The following is a 12,751-nucleotide window of genomic DNA, read 5'->3' as shown; positions in this document are numbered from 1 at the left end:
CGTGCGCGCCGTCCCGTGCGTGCTGCTTGGCTCATCGTTCCCCGTTCGTGAATCCGAGAGGTGATCCGGGCCTACATCAGGATCCTGGCCCGCCGACGAGAAGGCGCTGTGGAGGGGCGCAAGCGTTACGCGGCTTCGTCATGGTCGTCGACCGCCATCGCGGTGCACAGCGCGCCGGTCCGGGCCGGGACAACTCGGGCGGTCAGCGGTCTTCCTCCCACTGCTCGACCAGTTCGTCCCAGTAGTCGGCGCTGAGTCGACGCCGCCCGTGCGCCAGCCAACCCTCGGTGTTGCGCTCCAGGTGCAGTCCCAGCTCGGCGAACGGGTCGATCCAGTCGCCGGGCTCGACACCGAGGCGGGTCAGCGCCCCGTTGATCGGCCACTGTTCGCGCGACGTGTCCAACTCGTCGTCGAAGTGTGGCCCCCAGGACAGCGCCCCACCCAGCCACACCACCGCCGACTGGTAGCCGGCGCCACCGCCGAACTCCGCCTCCAGGTACGCCACCGGCCCCGCCTCTGACCAGCGGGTCAGCGACTCGACAAGCGTCGGCGACAACACCAGGCCGAACGGGTGTTCGGCGCTGCGGTCGTCCGTCGCGAAATCCGGCAGCGACCCGGTCAGCTCCACCACCAACTGCGGGGTGACCGGCAGCAGCCCGAAATCCTGGCGCAGCTCGCCGAGGACCGCGTGATCCAGCTCGGCAGTCTGCTCGCGGAGCAGTTCGACGTCCGCGACCACCGCGCTGAGCTGGTATGTCATCGAATCCCTCCGCCATCCACAGCCTGTGGATAGAACATGTGTACGACGGATTCCGGGCCGACCGGCGTCGATCCCCGGACCGTACCCGCCCGGCGGCGGCAGGTTTCCCGCCGGGACCCGTTGTACGGTCCTGGTCATGGCTGACCAGTTGATCGTCCCCGGTATGCCGTCTCCGCTCGTGCCGTCGCCCGAAGGGCTCTGGCGGGTGGACGAGGCGGCCGGTGCCGTGACGGTGTCGGCGCAGCCGCGCACGGACATCTTCATCGACCCGAGTAGCGGCGGGAGCCAGGACGCCGCGTCGGACCCGCAGCCGGTCCTCAACGCGGCGACGCTGCTCGGTGAGCTGCCGCCGGAGGGGGACTTCCAGTTCAGTGCCCGGGTCACCGTGGCCTTCGCCGCGACCTTCGACGCCGGGGTGCTCCTGATCTGGCGGGACGAGCGGTGCTGGGGCAAGTTGTGCTTCGAGTTCTCACCCGAGGCCGAGCCGATGATCGTGTCGGTCATCTGCCGGGGCGTTGCCGACGACGCGAACTCCTTCGTCGTGGCCGACCGGTCGGTGTGGCTGCGGGTCTCGCGAATCGGCCGCGTCTACGCCTACCACGCCTCGCTCGACGGCAGGACCTGGCAGTTGATCCGCGTGTTCAGTTTCGACGGCGAGACGGCACACGACCGGATCGGCTTCGCGGGCCAGTCGCCGACCGGCGAGGGGTGCGGCGTGACCTTCGACGACATCAGCTTCCGGCCCGAACGCCTGGCCGACCTCCGCGACGGCTCCTGAGGGCCGAACCGCTGTCCACAGCCTGTGGATAGAACATGTGTACGACGGGCGTCGCCCCAGCCCCAGCCCCAGCCCTGGTCAGGCCCGGAAGGCAAGCCGGGTGAGGAACGCGCGCCAGGCCGTCGGCGTGAAGGTGAGCGCCGGGCCGGCCGGGTCCTTGGAATCCCGTACGCCGACGACGCCGGGCAGGTTGTCGGCGACCTCGACACACGCGCCGCCGTTGCCGCTGCTGCGGCTGCTCTTGCGCCATCGGGCGCCGTTCAGCTCCATGACTCCGCCACCTCCGTGATGAGATCGACCGACTGCCGGTGGGACAGTGCCTCCCCGCGCACGTTCTCCCATGCCGCCATCATGGCCGCGATGTCGTCGGGGTCGCTAGCGACTTGTCCCTGGAGTTGGTTGTCCAGATAGCCGGCGACCCGGGGGGCCTGGGTGCGCGGCGAACGGCATGCGGGGCGGGTTCGACGCGGCCAGCGGCTGAAAGGGCGTCCGGTCATCCCGCTCCTGGCGTCTCACCTGGACTGTCGTGGCGGGTCGGGCCGGTGCTAACCTCCCACCGCTGAGCATGATCACCTTGAGCGACCGAGGGGACACATGATGGCCGAGGTTCCCAACACGGCGGGGCTGCTGGACCCGGACGGCGCGATGGACCGACTCGCGGAGTGGAAGGGTCGTCTCGACCAGTTGGCGACCGCCACCGACGCGATGAGTGACCGGATCCAGGCGCTACGGGTGACCGCTGCCGACGGCAACGGGCTGGTGGAGGTCACTGTCGACTCGGCGGGTGCGTTGGTCGACCTGCAGCTGGGTCAGCGGATCCAACGGGTCGCGCCCGATGTGGTCGCCAGGACGATCATGAACACGATCGGGGTGGCCAAGCGGCAGTTGGCCGACCGGGCGCAGGAGATCATCGGCGACACCCTGGGAACCGACTCGCCGGCTGCTCGGGCGATCGCCGAACGCGTCGGGCAGCAACTGCGCGCCGCCGACCCCGCCGTGGACGGACCGGACGACCAGCACGGGCGGTGAGCAGATATCGACGGACCAGCGGCGACGTGATCCGCTGGCCGGACAGCCCGGACGCTCGGACAGCACTGGAGGAGTGGTTCGCTGCGTCGCCCGACACGGCGTACCTGTCGGGTGATTTTCTCGATTTTCGCGGGGCGGACCTCAGCCGTCTCGACCTGGTCGGCGCCTATCTCGCCAACTCCCGACTGGTCGGCGTCCGGTTCGAGGAGGCCAACCTCGCCGACGCCAACCTGGCCAACGCCGAGATGCAGGGCGCGGACTTCTCCTCCGCCGATCTGGCCAAGGCGACACTTGTCGGCTGCTCGGCCGGTCAGGCGCTCTTCCCCTCGGCTCGCCTGTTCGCGGCGCAACTCGACCACGCCGTGCTGGCCGGGGCGGACCTCGGCCGCGCGGTCCTCAATTCCGCCACGCTCTACGAGACCGACCTGCGCGGTGCCGACCTGGAGTTGGCCAGCCTGCGTTGGTGCACGCTGGGCAGCACGAGCATGCCGACGGTGCTGAGCGGCGCGCGGATGTTCGGCTGCCAACTCGACGGCGCGAAAGGTGCCGTGGTCGGCCCGGTCCTCGTCGACGAGGGGACGACACGGTCACTCGACGGCGTCGGACTCGCGGCGTGGTTCTCGGGGCAGGGCGCGGAGGACGTCCAGGTGGTGGGCTGACGCACCGTGCAGACGACTCAGGGCCGGTCCCAGTGGGCCGGCCCTGTCGTTGGTGCTGCTCACGCGAGCGGAGGATACGAGATTCGAACTCGTGAGGGTGTAAACCCAACACGCTTTCCAAGCGTGCGCCCTAGGCCTCTAGGCGAATCCTCCGCGAGCCAGGATACAGGCCCGCGTCGGGCGGGCCACCCCACCACCCCCTGAAGATCGACGGGCGGTCGGGTAGGCTTGGCGGCACCTCCCGTGCGGCGGTATCTCGTGAACCTCCCCAGGGCCGGAAGGCAGCAAGGATAAGCGAGCTCTGCCGGGTGCACGGGAGGCCTTTTTGTCTGTGGGCCGGTTGATCCACTCGCCTTTCATGATGTCGGGGCATCCCGGGCACGCGGACACCGCGGTTTCCAGAAACCCGAGTCGATCAAGCCCTCGGGCTGAGTCGATCAAGCCGGGGCCGGGTCGATCGGGCCCGGAAACCACGCGGCGCAACCCGCGGCAACCCGGGCGTCCGGGGTGGTGGGTGGTCACCCGCGCCCGACCGGCGCAGAATGGCTCGGTCGAGAGGAGGCGGGACGAGTGACGCTGGCGCTCTACCGCAAGTACCGGCCGCGTACCTTCGCAGAGGTCATCGGTCAGGAGCACGTGACCGAGCCGTTGTCGCAGGCGTTGCGCAGCGGGCGGCTCAACCATGCCTACCTCTTCTCCGGCCCGCGCGGCTGTGGCAAGACCACCAGCGCCCGGATCATGGCCCGCTCGCTCAACTGTGAGCAGGGCCCCACCCCGGAGCCGTGCGGCAAGTGTGCGTCCTGCCGCTCGCTGGCCACCGACGGTGCCGGCTCCATCGACGTGATCGAGATCGACGCGGCCAGCCACGGTGGCGTGGACGACGCCCGCGAGCTGCGCGAGCGCGCCTTCTTCGCGCCGGCCAGCAGCCGCTTCAAGATTTACATCATCGACGAGGCGCACATGGTCTCGACCCAGGGCTTCAACGCCCTGCTCAAGCTGGTCGAGGAGCCCCCGGAGTACGTCAAGTTCATCTTCGCCACCACCGAGCCGGAGAAGGTCCTCGGCACGATCCGGTCGCGGACCCACCACTACCCGTTCCGGCTGTTTCCGCCCAAGGTGGTCCGCCCCTATCTGGAGCAGCTCTGCGAGGCGGAGAGGGTCACCGTCGAGCCGGCGGTCTTTCCGCTGGTGGTGCGCGCCGGTGGCGGCAGCATGCGGGACAGCCTCTCCGTGCTCGACCAGCTCATCGCCGGCGCCGGCCCGGAGGGGGTCAGCTACGCCCGGGCCGTCGCGCTGCTCGGGGTCACCGACTCCGCGCTGATCGACGAGATGTGTGACGCGCTGGCCGCCGGTGACGGCGCAGCCGCGTACGCCACCGTCGACCGGGTCGCCGAGGCCGGGCACGACATGCGCCGGTTCGCCTCCGACCTGCTGGAACGGCTGCGCGACCTGATCGTGATCCAGCAGGTGCCGGACGCCGCCGCGAAGGGCCTCATCGACGGCCCGGCCGACCAGATCGAGCGGATGGCCGCCCAGGCCTCGCAGCTCGGCTCGGCCACGCTCTCCCGCTGCGCCGACATCGTGCACGACGGCCTGGTGGAGATGCGCGGCACCACCGCGCCCCGCCTGCTGCTTGAGCTGATCTGCGCCCGGATGCTGCTGCCCGGCGTGGACGACTCCACCGGCGGCCTGCTTCAGCGACTGGAGCGGATGGAACGTCGGCTCACCCTGAGCGGCACCGACGCGCCGTCGGCCGCCGCCGGCTTCGCGCCGACCACCAACCCAGGGGTACGCCCACAGCCGGCCCCCCCGGTTCCGGCTGCCGCCAAACCCGTACCCGCCAACGCCCCGACCTCCGCACCGCCGTGGGATGTCGACCCGGCCACGTCCCCGACCCGGAGCGCCGCTGCCCAGAGTGCTCCGATGCCGGGTGCTCCGATGCCGGGCGCCCCGATCTCGGGTGCTCCGGCGTCGGGTGCTCCGGCGTCGAGCATCCCGACCGCCGATTCGCCGATCCCGGCGTCGCCCGGCGCGTCGGGGGCCACCGCTGGGCCGGCACACGCCTCCCCGGGTGCCCCCGGCGGCTCTGCTACCCCCGGTTCGGCTGACCCTGGTTCGGCTGGTGGCTCGTCGACGCCGCGCCGTACGGTGCCGCCGTCGGCGGTGCTTCCCGACCCGGCTACGCCCGTGCCGCCCCGACCAGGTGCTCCGGCCGCCGCGCTGGACGCGGTCGCGGTCCGCCGCGTCTGGCCCGACGTGATCGGCAAGGTCAACCGGACCAACAAGCGGATCGCCGCCCTGATGCGCGACGCGGTGGTCCGCGAACTCGACGGCGACATGCTGGTGCTGACGGTGAAGTCCACCGTGCTGGCCAAGATGATGGCCGACCACTCGGCCGTGCTGACCGACGCGCTCTACGAGGAGTTGGGCGGGCGTTGGCAGATCCGGTGCGAGGTGGCCGGTGAGCGCGGTGGCGTGTCGCTGTCCGGCCCGCAGCGCTCGCAGCCCGCCGCTCCGGCCCGACCCGCCCCGTCGAACGCGACCGCCGCCAGCCCGACGAGCGCCCCGCCCGCCGCGCCCAGCTCGCCCGCCGCGTCGAATCCGGGCGCCGTGTCGAATCCGGGCGCCGTGTCGAATCCGAGTGCCGTGTCGAATCCGGGCGCCGTGTCGAATCCGAGTGCCGCACCCAGCCCGAATGCCGCGCCGCACAGCGAGGCCGCTGCCCGACCGGCGACTGCTGCGGGTGCCGTGACGAACGCACCGAACGCGGCTGGCGGGCCGGCGAGCGCGCCGACGTCATCGGTCGCCACTGGCCCGACCGGCGCGCCGCCCACCCCGACGAACTCGGCCGCCGCTGCCGGCGCGCAGACCGGTGGTCAGCCCGGAGGCACGGCCACGCGTGACGGCTCCGGTGGTCACGGTGCGCGTGGCGGCTCCGGCGGTCACGGCGCGGGCCGGCAGGGTGGAGCGCCACCCGCCGCAGCGGCCGACGACGAGGACGACTGGCCGGAGCCGGCGCGCCCCGGCGGCGGTGCCCCCGTGCCCGAGGCGAAGGACGACGAGGACTGGCCGGAGGCCGCGCGCCCCGGCGGCGCGTCGGCCGGAAACGATCCAGGCGTCGACTCCGAGTCGGGCGGTTCCGGCTCGGCACCCACGCCGACCAGCGCGAACGGCTCCGGTGCGAACGGCATCGGAACCAACGGCGCTGGCGCGAACGGCTCCGGGCCGGGTGGCCCCGGCGGGGCGGCCGGTGGCGGTAAGCCGGGCGTGCGGGGCAACCCGACGCCAGCGGCCCGGCAGCCGGCGGCAGCCGGTGGCGCACCGGTGAGCAGCGCCATCGCCGCGGCTCGCGCGGCGGCGGCGGGGCGCGGTGCGCGTACCGGAGCGGCGGCCCGGCCCATCGCGGACGCCGAATGGGCGGGCGAGCCGCCCTACGACCCGGACTTCGACGGCCCGGCGCGCGGTGGTCGGCCGGGTGGGGCGGCCCCGGCGGCCAGCCCGGTCTACGAGGGTTTCGATCCGGGCGACGAGCCGTTGGACGAGGTCATCGACGAGAAGACCGCCCGGGAGTCCAGTGAGGAGCAGGCGGTACGGCTGCTCCGCGAGACCTTCGGCGCCGAAAAGATCGACGAGGTCGACGCCCGGTAACCCCGCCGATCATGGAGTTGTGGTGGGTGACAAGTCGCCCGCTACTGGCCTATTCGGGCACCACAACTCCATGATCGACGCGAGCGGGGGCGGGGGCGGGGGTTGGGGTTTCGGCTAGTAGGACGCCTAGGCAGCAGGCCCACAGGGGGAAGGGCAGGACCGCGACGCGTTCCATGCCGCCCACGCCGATCCCGACGCCCTGCTGGGCGAAGAACAGCACCGTCCCGACCAGGGCGATGATCCCGCCGGTGAGGGTGAGCCGTCGCCACCTGCCGAGTGTCGTGATGCCCGGCGCGAAGCCGGCGAGGAGCAGACCGACGTTGCCCAGGCCCATGATCAGGAATGCGCCGAGGACGTGCAGGCTCTCGTCGACGTCGGCCGGGTAGAGGGCGGCCAGGGCGTAACCGCCGGCAGCCAGCAGCAGGAGCGTCTGGGCCGAGCGCACCACCCCGCCGCGACCGAGAACCCGCCAGGTCAGCAGGATTCCGACGGCGAGCAGCACGGCGGTGGTGATTGTCGCGGCGTTCATCAGCGGGTGCCAGGGCGAGCACACGTACCGGGGTCGGCTGGTGTCCCAGATTCCGCAGTGGGCGTTGCCGAGGTCGCTGATGTTGTGGGTGGCCCAGCTGTAGGGGGGTTCGCGCCACCGCAGGCCGGTGACCAGGTTGGCGACGAGGAAGATCGGTGCGGCCGCGACCCAGCACAGCGCGCCGACCCGGCAGGTGCGGCTGAGATTCATACCCTTGAGCAGACCAGGTGGGTGGTTCGTGGCGCACTACGGGCAGATGGCCGGTTCGAGGTAGTGCCAGCCGTACCCGGAAGGCCCGGCGTGGGCGGACGCACCGCGCGGGGCGGGGTCGGTCCCAGCGGATAGGCTGGGCGGCGGCCGAGCAGACGAGTGCGAGAAGGAGCCATCCGTGCGCCCAGGTGGACAGCCGAACATGCAGCAGATGCTGAAGCAGGCGCAGAAGATGCAGCAGCAGATCGCCGCCGCCCAGGCTGAGCTGGCCGAGGCCGAGCTGACCGGCACCGCCGGTGGTGGGCTGGTCACGGCGACCGTCTCCGGCTCCGGTGAGCTGAAGGCCATCAAGATCGACCCGAAGGCCGTCGACGCGGACGACGTGGAGACGCTCGAGGACCTGGTCGTCGCCGCCGTGCACAACGCCGCCGAGGCGGCCCGGGAGCTGACCGAGCGCAAGATGGGCCCGGTCGCCGGTGGCATGGGCGGCCTCGGCCTGCCCGGTTTCTGAGCCGGCAGATGTACGAAGGTGCCATCCAGGACCTGATCGACGAGCTGGGGCGGTTGCCGGGCGTGGGCCCGAAGAGCGCCCAGCGGATCGCGTTCCACGTCCTGTCGGCGGATCCGGCCGACGTCAACCGGCTGGCCGGCGCGCTGCGCAAGGTCAAGGAGCTGGTGCGGTTCTGCACGACCTGCTACAACGTGGCCGAGTCCGAGCAGTGCCGGATCTGCCGCGACCCGCGCCGCACCGACGAGGTGCTGTGCGTGGTGGAGGAGCCCAAGGACGTGGTGGCCATCGAGCGGACCGGTGAGTTCCGCGGTCGTTACCACGTGCTGGGCGGCGCGATCAATCCGTTGGAGGGGATCGGCCCGGACAATCTGCGCATCCGGGAGCTGCTGATCCGGCTCGGCGGTGGCGCGGTGCGGGAGTTGATCCTGGCCACCGACCCGAACACCGAGGGCGAGGCGACCGCCACCTACCTGGCGCTGATGGTGAAGCCGATGGGCATCTCGGTGACCCGGTTGGCCAGTGGGCTGCCGGTCGGCGGCGACCTGGAGTACGCCGACGAGATCACCCTCGGTCGGGCCTTCGAGGGCCGTCGCGCGGTCTGATCCCTGACGCACAGCCGGTGGCCGGCACCCCGTGTGGGGTGTCGGCCATCGCTTCGTCACTGCCCGGAATTGATCTGACACTTGATCCCTCATCGGGGCTGTTCGACGTAACAGTTTGGCATCGTGGGTGCAGATTGATCGGTTTGAGGGGCCGTTTGCCTACGAATCGAATGTCAACCGGCGCTTGAGGCACGATCCGATACCAACCGTCCACCTGACGGTTTCCGGGTGGACGTAACGAGAGCTATGGTCACCGCCATCGGTGACCCCTGTCACCACGTTGTCCGTACCCCCAAGGACGAGGTGAAGCACACATGCGTGCACCCAGGCCGAAGGTCGCGATCGCGGCCGTCGCGGTCGCGGCCCTCGCGGTAGCAGGCTGCGCCGAGAGCAACCGCGACGACAAATCCGGCGGTAGTAAGAAGGACACCCTCGTCTTCGGCGTCGCCGGAGACCCGAAGGTGCTCGACCCGAGCTTCGCCAGCGACGGTGAGTCGCTGCGCGTGGCGCGTCAGGTCTTCGAGACCCTGGTCCGTCCGGAGGAGGGTGGCACCAAGGTCACCCCCGGTCTGGCCGAGTCCTGGACCCCGGACGCCGCGGGCACCACCTGGACCTTCAAGCTCCGCTCGGGCGTGAAGTTCCACGACGGCACCGACTTCAACGCCGAGGCCGTCTGCGTCAACTTCAACCGCTGGTACAACGCCAAGGGCCTCATGCAGAGCCCGGACGTGACCGCGTACTGGCAGGACGTCATGGGCGGCTTCGCCAAGAACGAGGACGCGGAGCTGCCGCCGAGCCTCTTCAAGTCCTGCGCCGCCAAGGACGCCACCACTGTGGACCTGTCCTTCACGCGGGTCTCCAGCAAGATCCCGGCCGCGTTGATGCTCCCCTCGTTCTCCATCCACAGCCCGAAGGCGCTGCAGGAGTTCGACGCCAGCAACGTGGGCGGCACCGCCGAGGACATCAAGTACCCGGCGTACGCCACGGCGCACCCGACCGGCACCGGCCCGTTCAAGTTCAAGACCTGGGACGTCGCCAACAAGACGCTGACCCTGGAGCGCAACGAGGACTACGCCGGCCCCAAGGCCAAGCTGAAGAACCTCATCTTCAAGACGATCTCGGACGAGAACGCCCGCAAGCAGGCGTTGCGCTCCGGTGACATCCAGGGCTACGACCTGGTTGGCCCGGCCGACGTCGAGCCGCTGAAGAGCGAGGGCTTCAACATGCTCACGCGCCCGGCGTTCAACGTGCTCTACCTGGCGATCAACCAGAAGGGCAACCCGAAGCTCGCCGACATCCGGGTCCGGCAGGCCATCGCGTACGCCCTGAACCGTCAGCAGCTGGTCACCTCCAAGCTGCCGCCGGGTGCCAAGGTCGCCGACAACTTCATGCCGGACACCGTCGAGGGTTGGAACGGCGACGTCACGAAGTACACGTACGACCCGGCCAAGGCGAAGGCCCTGCTGGCCGAGGCGGGCGCGTCGAACCTGACGCTGAAGTTCCACTACCCGACCGAGGTCACCCGGCCGTACATGCCGAACCCGAAGGACATCTTCGAGTTGCTGTCGGCGGACCTGAAGGCCGTTGGCATCACCGTCGAGGCGATCCCGCTCAAGTGGAGCCCGGACTACCTCAACGCCACCACCTCGGGCAACAAGCACGACATCCACTTCCTGGGCTGGACCGGTGACTACGGCGACGCCTACAACTTCATCGGCACCTTCTTCGACCGGCCGAAGGACGAGTGGGGCTTCAACAACCAGGCCCTGTTCGACCAGTTCAAGGACGCGGACGGCACCGCCGACATCGCGGCCCGGACCGAGAAGTACAAGGCCCTGAACAAGTCGGTCATGGACTTCCTGCCCGGCGTGCCGATCTCGCACTCGCCGCCGGCGATCGTGTTCGGCAAGGACGTGACCGGCGTCAAGGCGAGCCCGCTCACCGACGAGCGGTACGCGACCGCCGAGTTCAAGTAAGTCCTGATCTGACGCAGCAAGGAACGCGGGCGGGCGCTGTCGCACAGCGCCCGCCCGCAACCCTCCGCACCCCTTCGAGGCCGCCGTGTTCCGGTTCATCGTCAGGCGCCTGCTTCAGCTGATACCCACGCTGTTCGGGCTCTCCCTCCTGCTCTTCATCTGGCTCCGCCGGCTCCCCGGCGGCCCCGAGACCGCCATCCTCGGCGAGCGCGGCACGCCCGAGATGCGTGCTGCCATCCGCCGCAACATGGGGCTCGACGAGCCCATCCTGGTGCAGTACGGCCGTTTCGTACGGCGGCTGGTCCGGCTCGACCTGGGCACCTCGACCTCCACCAAGCGGGCGGTCACCACGGAGTTCATCGAGCGCTTCCCCGGCACCGTCGAGCTGACCATCACCGCGATGATCATCGCGATCGGTGTCGGCATTCCGCTGGGCTACCTGGCCGCCCGTCGTCGCGGCCGCTTCCTGGACCACGCGTCCGTGGGCGGCTCGCTGATCGGCATCTGCATCCCGGTCTTCTTCCTGGGCTACGTGCTCAAGGCGATCTTCTCGGAGAACCTGCACTGGTTCCCGTCCAGTGGCCGGCAGGACCCGACGCTCGGCGCGACCCGGGTCACCAACTTCTTCGTCCTCGACGGGTTGATGACCCGTGAGTGGGACGCCGCCGCCGACGCACTCTGGCATCTGGTGCTACCCAGCATCGCGCTGGCCAGCATCCCGCTGGCGATCATCGTCCGGATCACCCGGGCGAGTGTGCTGGAGGTGCTCAACGAGGACTTCGTACGCACCGCCGAGGCGAAGGGCCTGACCGAGCAGACGGTCCGTCGCCGGCACGTGCTGCGCAACGCGATGCTGCCGGTGGCCACCTCGATCGGTCTGCTCGCGGGCGGCCTGCTCTCCGGCGCCGTGCTGACCGAGACCGTCTTCGCCTTCAGTGGCATCGGAGCGTTCGTCGCCGAGGCCATCGGCCAGCGCGACTATCCGGTCCTGATGGGCTTCATTCTGATCATCGCGGTGGTGTACGTGCTGGTGAACCTGCTGGTCGACCTCTCCTACAGCTTCATCGACCCGAGGGTGAGGGTGCGATGACACTCAGCCCGGGTAAGAAGCGCGAAAAGATCGACCGGCTCTCCGAGCTGGCCGCCCGTGACGACGAGCGCGGCGTCAGCCTGTGGCAGGAGGCGTTCCGCCGGCTGCGCGGCAACCCGGCCGCGATCGTCGGAGCGGTCATCCTGGCGCTCTTCGTGCTGGTCGCGGTGGTCGGCCCGTTCCTCGTGCCGTACGCGCCGACCGACACGATCGGCATCCGGGAGGGGCTGATCAAGCCGGGTGTCATCCCCGGCCCCACCGGCGAACACTGGTTCGGTTACGACCACCAGGGCCGGGACGAGTTCAGCCGGATGATCGTGGGCGCCCGTCAGACCCTACTGGTCGGCGTGGTCTCCACCCTGATCGGTCTGGCCATCGGTGCGCTGATCGGTGGCATCTCGGGTGCGGCGGCCGGTCTCGGTGGCCGGTGGGGGCGGTGGATCGACACCACCCTGATGCGGTTCATCGACATGCTGCTGGCGATGCCGAGCCTGCTGCTGGCGGTGAGCATCGCCGCCCTGCTCGGGGCCAGCCTGACCACTGTGATGATCGCGGTCGGCGTGGTCTCGGTGCCGGTGTTCGCCCGGCTGCTGCGCGGCTCGATGATCTCCCAGGCCAACAGCGACTACGTGCTGGCGGCCACCTCGCTCGGCGTGAAGAAGTCGAAGATCGCGCTGACCCACGTGGTGCCGAACTCGCTCGCCCCGGTGATCGTGCAGGCCACCCTGACCCTGGCGACCGCGATCATCGAGGCGGCGGCGCTGTCGTTCCTCGGCCTGGGCAACCCGGACACCGCCGTACCGGAGTGGGGCGTCATGCTCGCCGACGCGCAGCAGTACCTCGGTATCCGGCCGTCGCTGGCGATCTACCCGGCCGTCGCGATCATCATCACCGCGCTCGGCTTCACCCTGCTCGGTGAGGCGATGCGTGAGGCCCTCGACCCGAAGCTGCGGAAGTAG

At 70.3% G+C, this 12,751-nt stretch carries 12 protein-coding genes, 1 tRNA gene, 1 other RNA gene and 1 pseudogene; 10 read left to right on the top strand and 5 right to left on the bottom strand.

The annotated features are described in order from the left end of the window. Positions 1-202: 202 nt before the first annotated feature. On the bottom strand, positions 203-760 hold the full coding sequence (locus tag ABGB10_RS31780) for a hypothetical protein (RefSeq protein ID WP_347664670.1): 558 nt from the start codon (positions 758-760) through the stop codon (positions 203-205). Positions 761-896: 136 nt separating this feature from the next. Between ABGB10_RS31780 and ABGB10_RS31775 the strand changes: the two genes are divergently transcribed. After that, positions 897-1,538, top strand: a complete 642-nt coding sequence (locus ABGB10_RS31775; protein ID WP_347664669.1) for a DUF1349 domain-containing protein — start codon at positions 897-899, stop codon at positions 1,536-1,538. Between the two features lie 78 nt (positions 1,539-1,616). On the opposite strand, the gene ABGB10_RS31770 is transcribed toward ABGB10_RS31775, so the two are convergent. Together ABGB10_RS31770 and ABGB10_RS31765 are read right to left on the bottom strand one after the other, a co-directional pair. Next, positions 1,617-1,808, bottom strand: a complete 192-nt coding sequence (locus ABGB10_RS31770) for a DUF397 domain-containing protein (RefSeq protein WP_347664668.1) — start codon at positions 1,806-1,808, stop codon at positions 1,617-1,619. Further along, positions 1,799-1,960: pseudogene (locus tag ABGB10_RS31765) on the bottom strand (Scr1 family TA system antitoxin-like transcriptional regulator); the annotation flags it as partial. The gene ABGB10_RS31770 and the pseudogene ABGB10_RS31765, both read right to left, overlap by 10 nt. A gap of 175 nt (positions 1,961-2,135) precedes the next feature. On the opposite strand from ABGB10_RS31765, the gene ABGB10_RS31760 reads away from it, so the two are divergent. Both ABGB10_RS31760 and ABGB10_RS31755 read left to right on the top strand, forming a co-directional pair. Beyond that, entirely contained in the window at positions 2,136-2,567 is a 432-nt protein-coding gene (locus tag ABGB10_RS31760) for a YbaB/EbfC family nucleoid-associated protein (protein WP_347664667.1), read from the top strand. After that, complete coding sequence (locus ABGB10_RS31755; protein ID WP_347664666.1) at positions 2,564-3,226, top strand: pentapeptide repeat-containing protein; 663 nt, start codon at positions 2,564-2,566, stop codon at positions 3,224-3,226. The genes ABGB10_RS31760 and ABGB10_RS31755 overlap by 4 nt, the downstream gene beginning before the upstream one ends. 68 nt (positions 3,227-3,294) lie before the next feature. Here the strand turns inward: ABGB10_RS31755 and ABGB10_RS31750 are convergent. Further along, positions 3,295-3,379 (bottom strand) — tRNA-Ser (locus ABGB10_RS31750). Between the two features lie 82 nt (positions 3,380-3,461). Between ABGB10_RS31750 and ffs the strand changes: the two genes are divergently transcribed. Beyond that, an RNA gene (gene ffs, locus ABGB10_RS31745) (signal recognition particle sRNA small type) lies at positions 3,462-3,551 on the top strand. Between the two features lie 245 nt (positions 3,552-3,796). Continuing rightward, positions 3,797-6,874, top strand: a complete 3,078-nt coding sequence (locus ABGB10_RS31740) for a DNA polymerase III subunit gamma and tau (RefSeq protein WP_347664665.1) — start codon at positions 3,797-3,799, stop codon at positions 6,872-6,874. A 49-nt stretch (positions 6,875-6,923) separates the two neighbouring features. Here the strand turns inward: ABGB10_RS31740 and ABGB10_RS31735 are convergent, their stop codons facing one another. Beyond that, positions 6,924-7,613, bottom strand: a complete 690-nt coding sequence (locus ABGB10_RS31735; RefSeq protein ID WP_347664664.1) for a DUF998 domain-containing protein — start codon at positions 7,611-7,613, stop codon at positions 6,924-6,926. Positions 7,614-7,815: 202 nt separating this feature from the next. On the opposite strand from ABGB10_RS31735, the gene ABGB10_RS31730 reads away from it, so the two are divergent. The 5 genes from ABGB10_RS31730 (at position 7,816) to ABGB10_RS31710 (ending at position 12,751) form a co-directional block, all read left to right on the top strand. Next, a complete protein-coding gene (locus ABGB10_RS31730; protein ID WP_030489880.1) occupies positions 7,816-8,124 on the top strand; it encodes a YbaB/EbfC family nucleoid-associated protein in 309 nt (102 codons plus the stop codon). Positions 8,125-8,132: 8 nt separating this feature from the next. Continuing rightward, positions 8,133-8,726: a recombination mediator RecR gene (recR, locus tag ABGB10_RS31725; protein WP_145778528.1), complete on the top strand. Its 594-nt coding sequence runs from the start codon at positions 8,133-8,135 to the stop codon at positions 8,724-8,726. 314 nt (positions 8,727-9,040) lie between these two features. Further along, positions 9,041-10,702 carry an ABC transporter substrate-binding protein gene (locus ABGB10_RS31720; protein ID WP_347664663.1) on the top strand — a complete coding sequence of 554 codons (1,662 nt, stop codon included), beginning with the start codon at positions 9,041-9,043 and terminating at the stop codon, positions 10,700-10,702. Positions 10,703-10,787: 85 nt separating this feature from the next. After that, positions 10,788-11,792, top strand: a complete 1,005-nt coding sequence (locus ABGB10_RS31715; RefSeq protein WP_347664662.1) for an ABC transporter permease — start codon at positions 10,788-10,790, stop codon at positions 11,790-11,792. After that, positions 11,789-12,751, top strand: coding sequence for an ABC transporter permease (locus ABGB10_RS31710; protein ID WP_347664661.1), 963 nt, complete (start codon positions 11,789-11,791; stop codon positions 12,749-12,751). The genes ABGB10_RS31715 and ABGB10_RS31710 overlap by 4 nt, the downstream gene beginning before the upstream one ends.

Origin of the sequence: Micromonospora sp. B9E7 (assembly GCF_039871815.1) — a bacterium.
In the GTDB taxonomy this organism is placed as follows: domain Bacteria; phylum Actinomycetota; class Actinomycetes; order Mycobacteriales; family Micromonosporaceae; genus Micromonospora.
The sequence above is the reverse complement of the archived record's forward strand: the minus strand, read 5'-3'. Positions and strand labels throughout refer to the sequence as shown.